Here is a 16206-nt window from a genome sequence, read left to right as displayed (position 1 = left end):
CTCCGGCCATGCAGCTGATCCAACAGAGCCCCGATATTCACGCCTACTTGGCGTCCGACGAGGCGATCGACCACTGGAGTCCGGTCGTACAGGAAACCGCCGACGCCCTGTGGTCCGCCGGCGGCGACGCATATTCATACGCCGAGGCCGCCTTCGAGTTCGTCCGCGACACCATCCCGCACTCGGGCGATTCCGGCGACCCGCGCGTCGCCTGGCGCGCGTCCGACGTCCTCACCACGCGCAACGGCATCTGCTACGCCAAGGCCCACGCCCTCGTCGCCCTGCTGCGCGCCCAGGGCATCCCGGGGGCCCTGTGCTACCAGCGCCTCGCCGACGACGACGGCACGAACCCCGTCGTGCACGGCCTGGTCGCCCTGCGGCTGCCCGGCGGCGCGCGCTGGTCCCGCCTCGACCCGCGCGGCAACAAGCCCGGAGTGGACGCCCGGTTCGACCTCGACCAGGAACGGCTGGCCTTCCCCGTACGCCCGGAACTCGGCGAGATCGACTACCCCGAGCTCTACGCCGCCCCGCATCCGGCCGCGCTCAAGGCCCTTCAGGAGTCCGTGGACCGGCCGCAGTTGTGGCGGAACCTGCCGACGGCTCTGTAGCCCCGGTGCGGGCGGGCCGTCCGGGCCGCCCGGGCTCCCGCACCGCCGTCAGGGCGTGCAGCAGCGCCGACGCGAGCAGCAGTCCGGCGATCCCGCTCAGCAGCGCCGCCGCGGGCGCGTCGGCCGCGACCCCCACCAGGGCCGCCCCGGTCGACGCCGCCGTCACCTTCAGCCCCGCGCCCAGGGTGAACACCTGGGTCCGCACCCCGTCCGGCGCGTACCGCGCGCGGATCCGCAGCGTGGCCGTGAGCAGCGGCCCGTCGCACACCCCGGCGAGCGCGAACAGCGCCGCCGTCACGGCCACCGACGGGGCGAACGCGGCCGCCGCGAGGGCCGCCCCGGTCCCGGCCAGCGCCCACCGCACCAGCCGGCCGGAGTCCACGGACGTGATGCGGCCCAGCGTGAGCGAGCCGCCCAGCGCGCCCACCGCGAAGGCGGTCATCAGCACGCCCCCGCCGCCCGGGCTGCCGAGCTCCGTGGCCAGCAGCACCGAGACGGTGGTGAGGGAGCCGATGCCCACGAAGCCCAGGGTCGTGGCCGAGGTGACCGCCCGCAGCTCCCGGACCCGCCACAGGGCCGTGAGCCCCGCGCCCAGCCCGGCCCGGGGTGCGCCCGGGACCGGGCCCGCGCCCCGGTCCTCGTACGGGAGGGTGGCCGCCAGCGCGGCCGCCAGGGCTCCGGACGCCGCCAGGACGGCCATGGCGGGCCCGGCCGAGCCCAGCGCCGCGACCAGGCCGACCGCCGCCGGCGCGGTGACGGCCGCCGCGTTGTAGGTCGCGGCGTCCCAGCCGTACGCCCGGTCCCGACCGGGTCCTGCCGGAACCAGGCCGGTGATCAGGCTGGACAGCCCGCCCGTCACCATCGGCCCGCAGGAGCCGCCGAGCACCGCCACGACAAGCACCAGCGGTACGGGGGCCCGGCCGAGCAGGACGGTCAGTGCCGCGACGGCCGTCGCGAACCCGGCCAGGGCGCCGGCGTGGAACAGGCGCGGCCGGCGGGCCCGGGCCGCCGCTGCGCCCGCGAGCGGGGCCGCCAGGACGTGCGGGGCCAGCCAGGCCGTCAGGACGAACGCGCCGTGCGCCGCGCTCCCGGTGCGCTCCAGGGCCAGCAGCACCACGGCCATGCCCATGCCCTCCGAGGCGATGCGCGCGGCCAGTGCCGCCGCCAGGTACCGCCCGAAACCGCCCATGAGACCCCTCCCCGGTATGCTGTAACGCGATAGACGGACAAGACGTTACGTCATACGTGTGTAGGACGAAAGGATGCGGGGATGGGTGACTCGCAGGACGGCTTCTCGGCGGCCCGGAGGCTGATCGACCTCGCCGAAGCGGTCCGGGCGACCCCCGAACTGCCGCGCGCCGGGCTCGCGGAGCTGCTGGCCGGGCACGGGGAGCGTCCCGCCGACCTCACCGACGAGGCGTTCCCCGAGGCGAGCGCGGCCGAACTGCGCGCCGCGGCCCGGCGGATGGGGGAGGTGCTCGGGGAGAGCGACGAAGACCGCGCCGCCGAGGCCCTCAACGCGCTGTTCGTGGAGTGCGGCACCCGCCCCCGCCTGACCCGGCATGACGGACACCCCTGGCACCTGCACGTCGACCGGGGTGAGGAGGCCGGCTGGGGCGATTGGTTCCTGGCCTCGGGCGCCCTCGCGCTCGCCCAACTGCTCACGGAGTACGGGCGGATCGCCTGGGGCGCCTGCGCCGGGGCGGGCTGCGGGCGGTTCTTCCTGGCCACCGGGCCGGGGAGCGCGCGCCGCTACTGCTCCGGCAGTTGTGCCACGCGGGCGCGGGTCGCGGCCCACCGCCGCCGTAGGCGGGAGGGGGAGGGGGAGGCGGGACGCTGATAGGAAACTTTCTTGTCAGACCTCGTTGTCACTTGGCATGGGCATGAGTATCTTCGGGCCACCGGAACCCCTCCCACCGGAAGGCCCCCCATGCGTTTCGGAATCCCCGCCGGTCTCACCGCCCTCGCCCTCGGCCTGGCGATGACCCTGATCCCCCTCCCCACCCTCGCGGCGCCCGCGGCTCCGGCCGCCCCCACCGCCGCTCCCGCGAAGTTCGCCCACCCCGGAGTCCTGAACAGCCGCGCCCAACTGGACTTCGTACGCACCCAGGTGCAGGCCGGCCGGCAGCCCTGGAAGGCGGCCTACGACCAGATGCTGGCCAGCAGATACGGGTCGCTCTCGCGCACCCCCCGGCCGCGCGAGGTCGTCGAGTGCGGCTCCTACTCCAACCCGGACAACGGCTGCTCCGAGGAGCGCGAGGACGCCATCGCCGCGTACAGCCACGCGCTCGCCTGGTACATCACCCGGGACGCCAGGTACGCGAAGAAGTCGATCGAGCTGATGGACGCCTGGTCCGCGAAGATCAAGGACCACACCAACAGCAACGCGCCGCTGCAGAGCGGCTGGGCGGGCTCGACCTGGCCGCGCGCCGCCGAGATCGTCAAGCACACGTACACCGGCGGCTGGCCGAACCAGGGGCGCTTCGCGGCCATGCTGCGCGACGTCTACCTGCCCGAGGTGATCGGCGGGAGGCCGAACAGCAACGGCAACTGGGAGCTGATCATGATGGACGCGGCCGTCGGCATCGCGGTCCACCTCGACGACCGCGCGAGCTACGACCAGGCGATGGCCGTCTACCTGGGGCGCGTCCCCGCCTACTTCTACCTGGCCGCCGACGGCCCGCAGCCCGCGTACCCGCCGCGCTCGTCCATCGACACCCGCGCCGAGCTGATCGACTACTGGCACGGCCAGAGCACCTTCGCCGACGGACTCGCCCAGGAGACCTGCCGCGACTTCGGCCACACCGGCATGGGGATCGCCGCGGCCATGCACGTCGCCGAGACCTCACGGATCCAGGGCCGTGACCTCTACCCGCAGTTCAAGGACCGGTTCCGGCGCGCGCTGGGCTTCCACGCGACCTACGAACTCGGCGCGGCCGTGCCCTCCTGGCTGTGTGGCGGGAAGCTGACCACGGGCATCGGCCCGGCCACCGAGGTCGGCTACAACGCCCTGCACACCCGGCTCGGCATCACCCTGGAGAACACCCGCAGGCTCACCGAGGGCCGCCGCCCGGCGGGCACCGAGAACCACTTCGAGGCCTGGGAGACCCTGACGCACGCCGACAACCCGAGCTGAGGTCACGGGCTCTTCGATCCGTCAAGCCACGAGATCCAGCGGCATGACGGGACGCGGCCGGCGAGGCGTACTGGAGGGGACCCTTCCGGCTTCCTTCACGAGGAGAACGGCCATGACCCACCCCCTTCGCCCCCGACGCGTCGCCCTGTTCGTAGCCTCGACCGCCATCGCCGCGGGAGGCGTGCTCCTGCCCACGACCGCCTTCGCCGCCACCCCGACGGCGCCGCACCGGGTCGTGGCGGACGGCACCGACGGCGGCGGAGTGCACGTCCCGGACGGGGGGCAGCAGTGGCAGTGCTTCGCCGCCCCGTGCGAACCCCCCGGCAGCACCGGCCCGGAAACGGACGGTCACGACGAGCGGGACCACCACGGCAAGCGGGGCCACGACAAGTGGGACCGCCACGACAAGAAGGGCGAGCACCGTCCCGGCAGGAACGACGGCGGCGGAGTGCACGTTCCGGACGGGGGGCAGCAGTGGCAGTGCTTCGCCGCCCCGTGCGAGTCCCCCAGCGGTGCCCGGCACTGAGTGCCGGCCGTCCGGGCTCCGGCCCCAGTGGTGGTCCGGGACGCCGACGCCATGAGCGGAGGGGATCAGCCGGCCTCGCGAACCTCGGCCGCCGTCGGCGCGGTGCCGCCCAGGTGGGCCGGGAGCCACCACGAGTCGTCGGCGCCCTTCGGCTTGTCCGGGTAGGCGCGCTGCGCGGCGTCCAGCAGCTCCTGCACGCGCTCGCGCAGCCGGCGGGTGATGGCGCCTGCGTACTGGTCGGCGGGGGCCTCCACGGGCTCGCCCACGCGCATCGTCACCGGGATGTGGCTGCGCTTGAGGTTCTTCGGGCGGCCCTTGGTCCACAGTCGCTGGGTGCCCCACAGAGCCACCGGGATCAGCGGGACCCCGGCCTCCTGCGCCATGCGCGCGGCGCCCGACTTGAAGCTCTTGAGCGTGAAGGACTGGGAGATCGTCGCCTCGGGGAAGACGCCGATGATCTCGCCGGCCCGCAGCGAGTCCAGGGCGTGCTGGTAGGCGGCCTCACCCTGCTTGCGGTCGACGGGGATGTGCTTCATCGCACGCATCAGCGGACCGGACACCTTGTGCCGGAACACCGACTCCTTGGCCATGAAACGGACCAGGCGCTTCTGCGGCCGCGCCGTCAGGCCGGCGAAGATGAAGTCGAGGTATCCGATGTGGTTCGACACCAGGACCGCACCGCCCTTGCGGGGGATGTTCTCGGCGCCCTTCATGTCGATACGGATGTCCAGCGCGCGGAAGAGTCCGTGCGCGGCGCCGATCACGGGAGGGTAGACGAGTTCAGCCATGGTGGGGAGACCCCGCTTTCTGCCTGGGGAGGTGCTCCCGGCCGGAAGTTACGGAAGCGTAGGTACGCGACCATGGGGATCGTGCCCCATACGCGGCCCGCTGGCCAGTCCAGAAGCCCCTGCTAGGGGAGATTCTCATCACGCCGGGAATGTCGCGGGCCCATGGGGCGCTCCGTTCCACGGACGAGTGTACGAAGATGATGTACACGGACGAATACGGCGAGGGGAGCGCGGGGTGCCCGGGCAGGAAGACGCGCGGACCCGGCTGGGCGCGGCCGAACTGGGAGCGGAACCGGGGGAGCGGGCCAGCCTGGTGCAGTTCTCCAGCGCCTTCTGCCAGCCCTGCCGGGCCACGCGGCGGATCCTCGCCGAGGTCGCCGCGATGGTGGACGGGGTGGCGCACATCGAGATCGACGCGGAGGAGCGGCTCGAACTGGTGCGGGCCCTCGGGATCGAGAAGACCCCGACCGTGCTGGTCCTGGACTCGGCGGGCCGGATCGTGCGGCGGGCGGCCGGAATGCCGCGCAAGGTGGACGTGATCGCCGCCCTCGGGGCCGCCGTATGACGCGCCGTCCGGCCGCCGGGCGGCCCGACGCGGCGGGGCCGGGGGCGCCGGTGCGCGCGCCCGCACACAGCGTGACGCGCCTGACATCTGCCCGATCTCGCTTGACTGCGTCCACGGGAGATCGCCACGCTGGCCGTATGCGGTATGAACTCCTGCTCTACGGACGGGTCCATGTGGACCTCGTCCGCCACGCGAGCGCGCGCTGTCGGGGCCACTGAACAGCCCGGCCCCCGATCCCCGACAGCGCCCGCGTGTTCCGCGGCAGAAGGCAGAACCCTGATGACTGCTCCGACAGTCCCGACGGTCCCGGCCGTTCCCACGCCTCCGTCCCTCCGTTCCCCCCTTTCCTCCCGTTCCGGCGCCGGAACGGCCACCGGCACGGTCCGCACCGGCTCGCCCGACCTGCTGCGCTCGGTCTTCCGGCAGCACGCCGCGGGGGTCGCCGTGATCACCGCCCAGGACGGCGGCCGCCCGGTGGGGTTCACCGCCACCTCGCTCAACTCCGTCTCCGCCGATCCGCCGCTGCTGTCCTTCACGATCTCCACCGGGGCCTCCAGCTGGCCCGCGGTGCGCGACAGCGCGCACCTCGGCGTCCACATACTCGGCGAGCACCAACGGGAGCTGGCGGGCCTGTTCGCCAGGAGCGGAGCCGACCGCTTCGGCCCGCCGACCGGCTGGGCCACCGGCCCGCACGGGGTACCGGTGCTGGACGGCGTGCTGGCGTGGCTGGTCTGCCGGGTGGTCGCACGTGTGCCCGCCGGCGAACATCGTGTGATCATCGCTGAGGCGGTCGCCGGGGATCCGGCCGGGGAAGGCCGCCCCCTGCTGTACCACCAGGGGCGCTTCAACGCGTTGCGCGACTGAATCGTCCCTGCTTGGAAGGGTCGGGTGGCGTTGGGCAGATCACAGCTCACCAGCCTTGCGACTTGGCGGGACCCACGATGTACTGACGAGTAACATTCCCTTCGGAGCGCGGGCCGCCCCGACCGGGATCCGCCCGACAAGGCGCCTATGCTGCCTGCACAAGGCGGTACCAGAAAAGACGATGCGGTAGGAGAGCCGGCGTGAGCCTGAGGATCGTTGTCTGTGTGAAGTACGTGCCCGACGCCACGGGCGACCGGCAGTTCACCGAGGACTTGACCGTCAACCGTGACGACGTCGACGGCCTGCTGTCGGAGCTCGACGAGTACGCCGTCGAGCAGGCGCTGCAGATCGCCGACGATGCCGACGATGCCGAGATCACCGTTCTGACGGTGGGCCCCGAGGACGCCAAGGACGCGCTGCGCAAGGCGCTCTCGATGGGCGCCGACAAGGCCATCCACGTCGAGGACGACGACCTGCACGGCAGCGACGTCATGGGCACCTCGCTGGTGCTCGCCAAGGCGATCGAGAAGGCCGGCTACGACCTGGTCATCACCGGCATGGCGTCGACCGACGGCACCATGGGTGTGCTGCCGGCGATCCTGGCCGAGCGCCTGGGCGTCCCGCAGGTCACCCTGCTCTCCGAGGTCAAGGTCGAGGACGGCACCGTGACCGGCCGCCGCGACGGCGACACCGCGAGCGAGCAGCTGGAGGCCTCCCTCCCCGCGCTCGTCTCGGTGACGGACCAGTCGGGCGAGGCCCGCTACCCGTCCTTCAAGGGCATCATGGCCGCCAAGAAGAAGCCGGTCGAGTCCTGGGACCTGTCCGACCTGGACCTGGAGTCCGACGAGGTCGGCCTCGAGGGCTCCTGGACCGCGGTCGACTCCGCGGCTCAGCGCCCGGCCCGCACCGCCGGCACGATCGTCAAGGACGAGGGCGAGGGCGGCAAGCAGCTGGCCGAGTTCCTGGCCGGCCAGAAGTTCATCTAAGAACCTCGGCCACCCCTCTTAGCCCCCAGACACTTCGCAATCGCAGGAGAGCAGTCCCATGGCTGAAGTTCTCGTCTACGTCGACCACGTGGACGGTGCCGTCCGCAAGCCCACCCTTGAGCTGCTGACGCTGGCCCGCCGCATCGGCGAGCCCGTCGCCGTCGCCCTGGGCGCCGGTGCCGACGCCACCGCCGCGGTGCTCGCCGAGCACGGCGCGGTCAAGGTCCTCACCGCCGACGCCCCCGAGTTCACCGAGTACCTCGTGGTACCGAAGGTGGACGCGCTCCAGGCCGCGTACGAGGCCGTTTCCCCGGCCGCCGTGCTCGTCCCGTCCTCCGCCGAGGGCAAGGAGATCGCCGCGCGCCTGGCCGTCCGCATCGGCTCGGGCATCATCACCGACGCCATCGACCTGGAGGCGGGTGACGAGGGTCCGGTCGCGACGCAGTCCGCCTTCGCCGCGTCGTTCACCACCAAGTCCCGCGTCTCCAAGGGCACTCCGGTCATCACCGTGAAGCCGAACTCGGCCCCGGTCGAGGCCGCTCCGGCCGCCGGCGCCGTCGAGGCGCTCGCCGTCACCTTCGGCGCCCTGGCCACCGGCACCAAGGTCACCGGCCGCACCCCCCGCGAGTCGACCGGCCGCCCTGAGCTGACCGAGGCCGCGATCGTCGTCTCCGGCGGCCGTGGCGTCAACGGTGCCGAGAACTTCCACATCATCGAGGACCTCGCGGACTCCCTCGGTGCGGCCGTCGGCGCCTCGCGTGCCGCCGTGGACGCCGGCTGGTACCCGCACTCCAACCAGGTCGGCCAGACCGGCAAGTCGGTCTCCCCGCAGCTGTACATCGCCTCCGGTATCTCGGGCGCGATCCAGCACCGGGCCGGCATGCAGACCTCGAAGACCATCGTGGCCATCAACAAGGACGCCGAGGCCCCGATCTTCGACCTCGTCGACTACGGCGTCGTCGGCGACCTCTTCGCCGTCGTCCCGCAGCTGACGGACGAGATCAAGGCGCGCAAGGGCTGACGGCCTGACCTGCGCTTCTCTTCGTAGCGTTACTTCTTCGGGGCCGTGTGGTGATTCTCACCGCGCGGCCCCGAGTCGTTTGTCCAGGACGGCGGGGGGACCATTGACGGAGCGGAACCCCGTGACTAAATTCTGCTATGCGGATCTAAGCTTCCGTGAAGCGGAAAAGAGGAGAGTGCACGATGGGTCAGCAGGAGAAGGTGGCGACGAGCCTCGCAGGCGCGGTCAGCGAGGGCATCAGCGCCTCCCTCGCGCCGGTGGACGCGGAACTCGCGCGCCACTACCCGGGCGACCCCGGCACCCGGCAGCCCATCCACACGGTCTACGTACCCGGCGACGTCTTCGCCGCGGACACCATCCGCTCCTGGGGCGACCAGGCCCTCGCCGCCCTCGACGAGCACGCCCCGGACGCCGCCACCTTCGCCAAGGTGCTCGGCATCTCCGACGAGCTGGCCGTACCCGTCTACGACCGCGTCCGCGCCAAGCTGCTCAGCGAGCCCATCGAGGACCTGCGCGTCGACTTCGAGGACGGCTTCGGCGTCCGCTCCGACGAGGAGGAGGACCAGGCCGCGGCCCGCGCCGCCCGCCTCGTGTCGGAGGCCTTCTCCAACGGCACCAACGCGCCGTACATGGGCATCCGCATGAAGTGCATGGAGTCCAACGTCCGCGACCGCGGCATCCGCACCACGGACATCTTCCTCTCCGGCCTGCTGGAGCACGGCGGCCTGCCCGAGGGCCTCGTCCTGACCCTGCCGAAGGTCACCTACGCCGAGCAGGTCAGCGCCTTCGTCAAGCTGCTGGAGGCCTTCGAGACCACCCGAGGCCTGCGCCCGGGCCGGATCGGCTTCGAGATCCAGATCGAGACCAGCCAGTCCATCGTCGCCTCCGACGGCACCGCCACGGTCGCCCGGATGATCGAGGCCTCCAAGGGCCGCGCCACCGGCCTGCACTACGGCACCTTCGACTACAGCGCCTGCGTCGGCGTCTCCGCCGCGTACCAGTCGAGCGACCACCCCGCCGCCGACCACGCGAAGGCGATCATGCAGGTCGCGGCCGCCGGCACCGGCGTACGCGTCTCCGACGGCTCGACCAACGTCCTGCCGATCGGCACCACCGAGCACGTCCACGAGGCCTGGAAGCTGCACTACGGCCTGACCCGCCGTGCCCTGGCCCGTGCCTACTACCAGGGCTGGGACATGCACCCGGCGCACCTGCCGACCCGCTACGCGGCCGTCTTCACCTTCTACCGCGAGGGCCTGGAGGCCGCCGCCGCACGCCTGAAGGCGTACGTCGCCAAGATCGAGGGCGACGTGATGGACGAGCCGGCCACCGCCAAGGCTCTGGCCGGCTACCTGGTCCGCGGGCTCGACTGCGGGGCGGTGGGCACGGACGAGGTCACCGCCCTCACCGGCCTGACCCGCGCGGAACTGGACGCCTTCGCCATCCCGCGCCGCTCGGCGACACTGACGGCGACCAGCTGATCCCGGCTCACGGCGTGAGCGGCCCGGCCCCGGACCACAGGGGCCGGGCCGCCGCCGTGTGCGGGCCCGGCAGCATCCAGAACCGCAGGGTGCCGTCCTCCCCGGCGGCGGCGAGCAGGCTCCCGTCGGGGGCGAAGGCGACACCCCGGACGGCGCCGGTGTGCCCCGTCAACGGCAGGCGCGAGGCGGCAACGCCCGCGTGCGCGTCCCACAACCGCACGGTGCCGTCCGCACCGGCGCTGGCGAGCAGTCGTCCGTCGGGGGCGAAGGCGAGGTCGTTCACCCGGCTGGTGTGGGCGTCGACGACCGGGCCCTCGACGGGGTGATCGCCGCTCGTGTGCCACAGGCGTACCATTCCGCGGTCATCGGCGGTGGCCAGCAGCGCGCTATCCGGGGAGAACGCCACGGCCCTGACCGAGGTCCGGTGCCCGTTCAGCAGCGGACCGACCTTCCGGGCGGCCTCCGGATGGCAGATCTCGACCCGGTGGTGCACGGCCACGGCCAGCATCCGGCCGTCGGGGGCGTACGCGAGCGTCGTCGCGCTGTCCGCTCCGGGGGAAAGGTGGACGGTCACGAGGCCGCCGTCGACCGCGTTCCACAGCCGCACCCAGCCCGACGAGCCGATCCAGGCGGCCCTGCGGCCGTCGGGGGTGAACGTCACCCGCCTGACCAGGGAGACCGGGCGGCTCGGCGGGCCGTCCCGCCCGTCCCACGTCCACAGGGCGGCGGGGCCGCGCTCCAGCGGGAACTCCAGACCGCACGGCCCTTCCTCCGGCAGCGGCCGCGTCTCGGGCAGCTCGGCGCGGGTCGTCGGGTCCCACACCATGATCTCCCGGTCCTGGGTGCGCGCGTACACGCGCTCGCCGTCCGGGGAGAACGCCACGTTGTACAGCGGTACCCCGGTGCCGGAGGACAGGGCCGGCAGCGCGAGGGCGTACCGCTCGCCGAAGGCGGCGGCCAGGGCCCGGTCGGCGAGCGAGCGAGGATCGGGCCCGCGGTGGTAGATCACCACGGTACGACCGTCACCCGAGCTCGCCAGGGTGCGCCCGTCGGGTGAGAAGGCCAGCCGGTCCAGCAACTCGGAGTGCTGGGTCGGCGCGGCCAGAGGCGGAGCGGCACAGGCCCCGGTGGCGGGATTCCACAGGCGCACCGTACGGTCCGCGCCGGTGGTGGCCAGCAGGCTGCCGTCGGCCGAGAAGGCCACCCCCGACACCGGGTGTCCGGGGTGGAGGGGCGGGCCGTGCACGAGGCCTGTGGCGGTGTCCCACAGCTGCGCCCCGTTCTGCCCGGCAGTGGCCAGCAGAGCGCCGTCGGCGGAGAACGCGACCGCGTACAGATCACCCTCCGCGATGCCGAGCGGCCGTCCCACGCTCGCGCCCGCCCCGAGGTCCCACAGGCGGACCGAGTGCCGTCCCGACAAGGCGGCGAGCAGCGTTCCGTCGGGACGGCAGACGAGCGCGCAGACCTCCCCGATGTGACCCACGAGGGGCCCGCCCGCCGGTTCCCCGGTCCGGGTGTCCCACAGATGGACCACCTCGTTGTCGGTGGCCGCGACCAGGGTGCGGCCGTCAGGGGTGAACGCGACCACGTCGATGGCGCTGCCGCAGGGCAGCGGCGGACCCACCGGGGTGAGGCTTCCGGTGTCCCAGAGCTGCACCGCGCCCTGGAGGCCCTCCGCCCCGACCGCCAGCCTGGGGCCGGCCGGGGAGAAGGCGAACGTGAACGGGGACGCGTCGGTCCTGATCTCGCCCGCGGGGCGACCGTCGACGGGGTTCCACAACTGCACCGTCCCGTCTTCGCCCATGACGGCGAGGAGGCCGCCGTCGGGGGAGAACGCCACCCCGATGTTGTTGCGCTCGCTCGTCAGTACGTGGGACCTCGTGTACACCTCGGGGAAGGGCGGCGGGGACGGTACGGACGGCGGGCCGGAGGCGACCGCTCCGCCGGGAGGCGGGCCCTGCGGGTGGCGGACACCGCGCTCCCGGACCGGCGCGGGCGGCTGCTGAGCGGCGAGGACTCGCCAGCGCTGCCGCCAGGAGTCCAGCGCGGGGGAAGTGTGGGGAGGGACGGCGGTCGTCCGGCCGTACTCGTCGTACGAGTGCAGCACCCGGACCAGAATCATCAGCTTGTCCAGGCCCGGCAGCCGCTTGCCCCGGAACGCGTCGCTCAGGGTGGCGACGGGCAGCCGTCCACCGACTCCGGCCTTCACCGCACGCGAACCCAGCTCCCGGTACGAGGGATTGCCCCGCTCGATGCGCAGGCGGCGCAAGTCCGCCGCGAAGCGGCCCAGTTCGTCCCCGAAGGTACTCTGCCCGTCCATGGTGCTCCCCGAAGCGTGCGGAGCACCAGGCTAGGGGCCCGTCCGCCACAGGGTCCCGAACTTCACCGAACGGCCGCGAACACCTCCGTCTGTTCAGGGGAGTTCGGCGTATATCGACGCGCTGCGGATCCGTTCGGCCGGGTCGGGGCCGGGCCCGGCGAACCGATCCAATCGAGGCATGACCACATCCCGGGGCGACGACGCGCCCTTCGTGACCCTGCACGCCGCCGTCGTGCTGCTCGCCGCGATCCTGATCGGCCTCACGGCGGGCGGCCTGACCTTCCTCGGCGGTACCGGCGTGGCCCTGTCCGTGCTCGCCGGGCTCGCCGCCGCCGGGGCGGCCGTGCCCGTGTTGCGCGGCCTGATCCGGTGAAGGGTCAGACGGCCGGGGGGAGTTCGCCCGAGCCGCGGGGGATCAGCCGGGTCGGGAGTTCGATGCGGGTCGGGGTCAGGTCCGCGCCCGCGAGGCGCTGGAACAGGCGGTCCGTGGCCACCCGGCCCAGGGCCGCCGGGTCCTGGGCGACCACCGTCACGCCGGGGCGGAGCAGATCGGCCAGTTCGAAGTCGTCGAAGCCGACCAGCGCCACCGGCCGGCCGTGCCCCGCGAGGACCCGTACGAGGGTCACCGTCACCCGGTTGTTGCCCGCGAAGACGGCGGTCACCGGGTCCGGGCCCGTGAGCATCGCCCCGGCCGCCGCCGCGACCCGTGCCGGGGCCGTGGATCCGAGCGAGATCCAGGATTCCGCCACCGGCAGGCCCGCGTCCGTCATCGCCGCGCGGTAGCCGCGCAGGCGCTCCGCCACCGTGTGGATGCGGGGCTGGTCGCCGATGAAACCGATCCGGCGGTGGCCGCCCGCGATCAGGTGGGCCACCCCGCCCCGGGCACCGCCGAAGCTGTCCGACAGCACCACGTCCGCGTCGATCCGCCCGGCCGGGCGGTCCACGAACACCGTGGACACACCGGCCCGCATCTCCGGCTCCAGGTAGCGGTGGTCGTCCCCGGCCGGGATCACGATCAGCCCGTCCACCCGGCGGGCGCACAGGGCGAGCGCCAACTCCCGCTCCCGGTCCGGATCCTCGGCGCTGGAGCCGTTGATGAGCAGCGCCCCGTGCGCGCGGGCCACCTCCTCCACCGCCCGGTTCAGCGGGCCGTAGAAGGGATCGGCGAGATCCTCCAGGACCAGGCCCACGGTGGCGGTACGGCCCTTGCGCAGCACGCGGGCACTGTCGTTGCGGCGGAAGCCGAGGGCCTCGATGGCCTGCTGGACCCGTCGTTCGGTCTCGGGGGTCACCCCTGGCTCACCGTTGACCACGCGCGACACCGTCTTCAGGCCGACGCCCGCCTGGGACGCCACGTCCTTCATGGTCGGCCGGTTGCCGTAGCGGGGCTCGGACGGGCGGCGGTTGTGGGGCACGGTGGCGAATCCTCCGGGGCTCACGGGCAGGGCTGTGACCTTGAGGATAAGCACTGGGCCGATCGTGAGGTTTTCGTGGCAGGCTGGGGCGGGCAAGCCACTGGGGGCTCCGGACGAGCCATGGGGAAAGGGGTAGACGTGATTGTCTGGATCAACGGCACATTCAGCGCCGGAAAGACCAGCACGGCCCGCGAACTGACCGGAATCCTGCCGGACAGCACCCTGTTCGACCCGGAGTTCATCGGCGACGCGCTGCGCGTGCTGCTGCCGTCCAAACGACTGGCGGAGGTCACCGACTACCAGGACCTCCCGAGCTGGCGGCGGCTGGTGGTGGACACGGCCGCGGCGATGCTCGCCGAACTGGGCGGGGTGCTCGTCGTACCGATGACGCTGCTGCGCCAGGAGTACCGGGACGAGATCTTCGGCGGGCTGGCGGCTCGGCGGATCCCGGTGCGGCATGTGTTGCTGGCTCCTGCGGAAACGATCCTTCGGGAGCGGATCGCGACACGGCAGGAACTCGGGGAGCCCGCGGAGGTCGACCTCCGGGTCCGGCAGTGGGCGTACGACCACATCCCGGTCTACCAGCAGGCCCTCGGCTGGCTGACCGGCGACGCGCACGTCATCGACAACGGGGTGCTGACCCCGCGGGAGACGGCGGAGCGCATCGCCGGGGCCGTCCGCTCGGAGACGGCGAAGGTCTGCGACATCGTGCAGACCCCGGAGCCCACCCGGGAGACGGTGGCGGCCGGGGTGCTGCTCTTCGACGAGCAGGACCGGGTGCTGCTGGTTGATCCGACGTACAAGGCGGGCTGGGAGTTCCCGGGCGGAGTCGTCGAAGCGGGCGAGGCGCCCGCGGCCGCGGGCGTACGGGAGGTCGCGGAGGAACTGGGCGTCGTTCTGGAACGGACGCCCGGGCTGCTGGTGGTCGACTGGGAACCGCCCCAGCCGCCCGGCTACGGCGGGCTGCGCCTGCTCTTCGACGGCGGCCACCTCTCGGACGAGGCGGCGGCCCGGCTCCGGCTGCCCGGCCCGGAACTGCGGGCCTGGCGCTTCGTCACGGAGGCCGAGGCCGCCGGCCTGCTCCCGCAGCACCGCTACGAACGCCTGCGCTGGGCCCTGCGCGCCCGCGAACGCGGCCGCCCCCTCTACCTGGAGGCGGGCGTCCCCACCGGCTGATCCGCCCGCCCCGCCGGACGCAGGGCGGCGGCCCTCCCCGGTGAGCCGCCGGCGGGTGAGCAGCGCAGGAGGGGAACTGCTCGGCCGTCGCCTGCGGTTCCGCCTGATCGAGGCGGACGAGCCGGGTCACGAGTGCCGTGAGCAGCGCGGCCCGGGTGCGGTAGGACGCCGACGTGGTGCCGGGCGGCACGGCCGCCCGGCGGTCGACCGCGCGGTGCGTGCCTCGGTGCCGGCCGACGCGGGAGCGGGCATCCCGCCGGCCGCCAACGGCCTCCGGGCGCTCGGCGAACTCGGCGTCGGCGAGGCGGTGCGGTGCGGGAGGCGTCGCGAGGCCAGTACACCGGTGGCACCCGCACGCCCGGGGGCGGTTGGCCGGCCCGGATGGACGGCGCGGAGCTGGAGCGGGCCGTGGGTACGCCGATCACGCCGGCAGCGTGCGGGCGGCCCCAGGGGGCGGGCCTCAGCCGGAGGCGGCCGCCTCCTTGGCCACCTTCGCGAGGGCCTGCGCCGTGTTCTCCGTCAGCGGATCGCCGTGGCCGAAGCAGGCGATCGAAGGGGCGAGCGCGGCCAGGCGCTGGAAGGTGGTGATCGCCCGGGCGCGGTCGGTGTTGAAGACGCCCAGCATCAGCGGGCCGACGGCGGCGACGCAGTCACCCGTGAACAGCACGCCGTGGTGCGGGAGGTGGATCCCGATGCTGCCGTCCGTGTGGCCCGGTGCGTGGACGACGTACGCCCCGTCCCCGAAGCCCAGCGTCTCCCCGTCCTCCAGCTCGTGGTCGACCGGAGTGGGCGGGGCCTCGGGGACGGCGGTCAGGGCGTGCGCGTACAGCGGGATCTCCCAGTCGAGCAGCACCGGTTCGGGAACGGGCCGCTCGCCCCGGACCACCGGCGCGTCCAAGCGGTGCGCAAGCACCTGCGCGCCCCAGCGGGCGGCTAGCTCACCGGCCGCGCCGAAGTGGTCGCCGTGGCAGTGGGTGAGGACGATCCGCTCCAGCCGCTCGGGCGCCAGCCCGAGGGAACGTATCGCCTGCTCGATCCCGTCGGCGGATCCGGCATGGCCCGCGTCGATCAGGGTGAGGGCCTCCCCGTCCTGCCAGAGGTAGGCCTGGCCGATGGGGAAGCGGAGCATGTGGAGCCGGTTCGGGAGCACTTCGACAAGATCCATACCGTCAACGTACGGCCGGCCGGGCCCCGCACGGCGCCGAGTTCGCCGGGAGCGCAGCACGCCCTGGGCGCAGTACGCCTCAGGGGGTGTCTTTTTGGTTTGGGCCGGCCCCCCAGCTCCCGACCCCCCCCCCACAAACCCCCCTTGTGCCCTCT

Annotated in this window: 16 protein-coding genes and 1 pseudogene; 12 read left to right on the top strand and 5 right to left on the bottom strand. The window is 73.2% G+C overall.

The genetic code is table 11. The features are described from left to right. Positions 1-8: 8 nt before the first annotated feature. Positions 9-608, top strand: coding sequence for a transglutaminase-like domain-containing protein (locus ACZ4YL_RS22660; protein ID WP_468118799.1), 600 nt, complete (start codon positions 9-11; stop codon positions 606-608). Here the strand turns inward: ACZ4YL_RS22660 and ACZ4YL_RS22655 are convergent. Continuing rightward, positions 544-1797, bottom strand: coding sequence for an MFS transporter (locus ACZ4YL_RS22655; protein ID WP_468118797.1), 1254 nt, complete (start codon positions 1795-1797; stop codon positions 544-546). The genes ACZ4YL_RS22660 and ACZ4YL_RS22655 overlap by 65 nt on opposite strands. Before the next feature lie 81 nt (positions 1798-1878). On the opposite strand from ACZ4YL_RS22655, the gene ACZ4YL_RS22650 reads away from it, so the two are divergent. From ACZ4YL_RS22650 to ACZ4YL_RS22640, 3 genes are all read left to right on the top strand, one after another. After that, positions 1879-2448: a CGNR zinc finger domain-containing protein gene (locus ACZ4YL_RS22650; RefSeq protein ID WP_468118795.1), complete on the top strand. Its 570-nt coding sequence runs from the start codon at positions 1879-1881 to the stop codon at positions 2446-2448. A gap of 90 nt (positions 2449-2538) precedes the next feature. Further along, entirely contained in the window at positions 2539-3744 is a 1206-nt protein-coding gene (locus tag ACZ4YL_RS22645) for an alginate lyase family protein (RefSeq protein ID WP_468118794.1), read from the top strand. A gap of 112 nt (positions 3745-3856) precedes the next feature. Next, positions 3857-4270 carry a hypothetical protein gene (locus ACZ4YL_RS22640; protein ID WP_468118793.1) on the top strand — a complete coding sequence of 138 codons (414 nt, stop codon included), beginning with the start codon at positions 3857-3859 and terminating at the stop codon, positions 4268-4270. Positions 4271-4335: 65 nt separating this feature from the next. On the opposite strand, the gene ACZ4YL_RS22635 is transcribed toward ACZ4YL_RS22640, so the two are convergent. Further along, entirely contained in the window at positions 4336-5058 is a 723-nt protein-coding gene (locus ACZ4YL_RS22635; RefSeq protein WP_468118791.1) for a lysophospholipid acyltransferase family protein, read from the bottom strand. 235 nt (positions 5059-5293) lie between these two features. Between ACZ4YL_RS22635 and ACZ4YL_RS22630 the strand changes: the two genes are divergently transcribed. The 5 genes from ACZ4YL_RS22630 (at position 5294) to ACZ4YL_RS22610 (ending at position 9975) form a co-directional block, all read left to right on the top strand. After that, positions 5294-5623 carry a thioredoxin family protein gene (locus tag ACZ4YL_RS22630; protein WP_351160729.1) on the top strand — a complete coding sequence of 110 codons (330 nt, stop codon included), beginning with the start codon at positions 5294-5296 and terminating at the stop codon, positions 5621-5623. A gap of 279 nt (positions 5624-5902) precedes the next feature. Further along, a complete protein-coding gene (locus tag ACZ4YL_RS22625) occupies positions 5903-6487 on the top strand; it encodes a flavin reductase family protein (RefSeq protein WP_468118789.1) in 585 nt (194 codons plus the stop codon). A gap of 200 nt (positions 6488-6687) precedes the next feature. Then, positions 6688-7473 carry an electron transfer flavoprotein subunit beta/FixA family protein gene (locus ACZ4YL_RS22620; RefSeq protein WP_351160724.1) on the top strand — a complete coding sequence of 262 codons (786 nt, stop codon included), beginning with the start codon at positions 6688-6690 and terminating at the stop codon, positions 7471-7473. 58 nt (positions 7474-7531) lie between these two features. Then, entirely contained in the window at positions 7532-8494 is a 963-nt protein-coding gene (locus ACZ4YL_RS22615; RefSeq protein ID WP_202202861.1) for an electron transfer flavoprotein subunit alpha/FixB family protein, read from the top strand. Positions 8495-8676: 182 nt separating this feature from the next. Next, complete coding sequence (locus tag ACZ4YL_RS22610) at positions 8677-9975, top strand: DUF6986 family protein (RefSeq protein ID WP_468118787.1); 1299 nt, start codon at positions 8677-8679, stop codon at positions 9973-9975. A 7-nt stretch (positions 9976-9982) separates the two neighbouring features. Here ACZ4YL_RS22610 and ACZ4YL_RS22605 read toward each other — a convergent pair whose 3' ends face one another. After that, positions 9983-12295, bottom strand: coding sequence for a WD40 domain-containing protein (locus ACZ4YL_RS22605; RefSeq protein ID WP_468118785.1), 2313 nt, complete (start codon positions 12293-12295; stop codon positions 9983-9985). Positions 12296-12473: 178 nt separating this feature from the next. Here ACZ4YL_RS22605 and ACZ4YL_RS22600 point away from each other — a divergent pair, with 178 nt between their 5' ends. Further along, the gene (locus ACZ4YL_RS22600; protein ID WP_468118784.1) at positions 12474-12668 is read left to right on the top strand and encodes a hypothetical protein; all 195 of its coding nucleotides are present in this window, start codon (positions 12474-12476) and stop codon (positions 12666-12668) included. Positions 12669-12672: 4 nt separating this feature from the next. Here the strand turns inward: ACZ4YL_RS22600 and ACZ4YL_RS22595 are convergent, their stop codons facing one another. After that, on the bottom strand, positions 12673-13659 hold the full coding sequence (locus tag ACZ4YL_RS22595) for a LacI family DNA-binding transcriptional regulator (protein ID WP_468118963.1): 987 nt from the start codon (positions 13657-13659) through the stop codon (positions 12673-12675). Between the two features lie 189 nt (positions 13660-13848). On the opposite strand from ACZ4YL_RS22595, the gene ACZ4YL_RS22590 reads away from it, so the two are divergent. Both ACZ4YL_RS22590 and ACZ4YL_RS22585 read left to right on the top strand, forming a co-directional pair. Then, positions 13849-14886, top strand: a complete 1038-nt coding sequence (locus tag ACZ4YL_RS22590; RefSeq protein WP_468118782.1) for an NUDIX hydrolase — start codon at positions 13849-13851, stop codon at positions 14884-14886. A gap of 217 nt (positions 14887-15103) precedes the next feature. Continuing rightward, positions 15104-15309 (top strand): annotated as a pseudogene (locus ACZ4YL_RS22585) (FAD-dependent oxidoreductase); the annotation flags it as partial. A gap of 37 nt (positions 15310-15346) precedes the next feature. On the opposite strand, the gene ACZ4YL_RS22580 reads toward ACZ4YL_RS22585, so the two are convergent. Further along, on the bottom strand, positions 15347-16051 hold the full coding sequence (locus ACZ4YL_RS22580) for an MBL fold metallo-hydrolase (protein WP_468118781.1): 705 nt from the start codon (positions 16049-16051) through the stop codon (positions 15347-15349). Positions 16052-16206: the final 155 nt, after the last annotated feature.

The organism is Streptomyces sp. NPDC030021 (genome assembly GCF_055574035.1).
The sequence above is the reverse complement of the archived record's forward strand: the minus strand, read 5'-3'. Positions and strand labels throughout refer to the sequence as shown.

Excerpts from the sequence above, each read along its gene's own strand:
- ACZ4YL_RS22660 (WP_468118799.1), top strand. The coding sequence starts at position 9 with ATGCAGCTGATCCAACAGAGCCCCGATATTCACGCCTACTTGGCGTCC.
- ACZ4YL_RS22655 (WP_468118797.1), bottom strand. The coding sequence starts at position 1,797 with ATGGGCGGTTTCGGGCGGTACCTGGCGGCGGCACTGGCCGCGCGCATC.
- ACZ4YL_RS22650 (WP_468118795.1), top strand. The coding sequence starts at position 1,879 with ATGGGTGACTCGCAGGACGGCTTCTCGGCGGCCCGGAGGCTGATCGAC.
- ACZ4YL_RS22645 (WP_468118794.1), top strand. The coding sequence starts at position 2,539 with ATGCGTTTCGGAATCCCCGCCGGTCTCACCGCCCTCGCCCTCGGCCTG.
- ACZ4YL_RS22640 (WP_468118793.1), top strand. The coding sequence starts at position 3,857 with ATGACCCACCCCCTTCGCCCCCGACGCGTCGCCCTGTTCGTAGCCTCG.
- ACZ4YL_RS22635 (WP_468118791.1), bottom strand. The coding sequence starts at position 5,058 with ATGGCTGAACTCGTCTACCCTCCCGTGATCGGCGCCGCGCACGGACTC.
- ACZ4YL_RS22625 (WP_468118789.1), top strand. The coding sequence starts at position 5,903 with ATGACTGCTCCGACAGTCCCGACGGTCCCGGCCGTTCCCACGCCTCCG.
- ACZ4YL_RS22615 (WP_202202861.1), top strand. The coding sequence starts at position 7,532 with ATGGCTGAAGTTCTCGTCTACGTCGACCACGTGGACGGTGCCGTCCGC.
- ACZ4YL_RS22610 (WP_468118787.1), top strand. The coding sequence starts at position 8,677 with ATGGGTCAGCAGGAGAAGGTGGCGACGAGCCTCGCAGGCGCGGTCAGC.
- ACZ4YL_RS22605 (WP_468118785.1), bottom strand. The coding sequence starts at position 12,295 with ATGGACGGGCAGAGTACCTTCGGGGACGAACTGGGCCGCTTCGCGGCG.
- ACZ4YL_RS22600 (WP_468118784.1), top strand. The coding sequence starts at position 12,474 with ATGACCACATCCCGGGGCGACGACGCGCCCTTCGTGACCCTGCACGCC.
- ACZ4YL_RS22595 (WP_468118963.1), bottom strand. The coding sequence starts at position 13,659 with ATGAAGGACGTGGCGTCCCAGGCGGGCGTCGGCCTGAAGACGGTGTCG.
- ACZ4YL_RS22580 (WP_468118781.1), bottom strand. The coding sequence starts at position 16,051 with ATGGATCTTGTCGAAGTGCTCCCGAACCGGCTCCACATGCTCCGCTTC.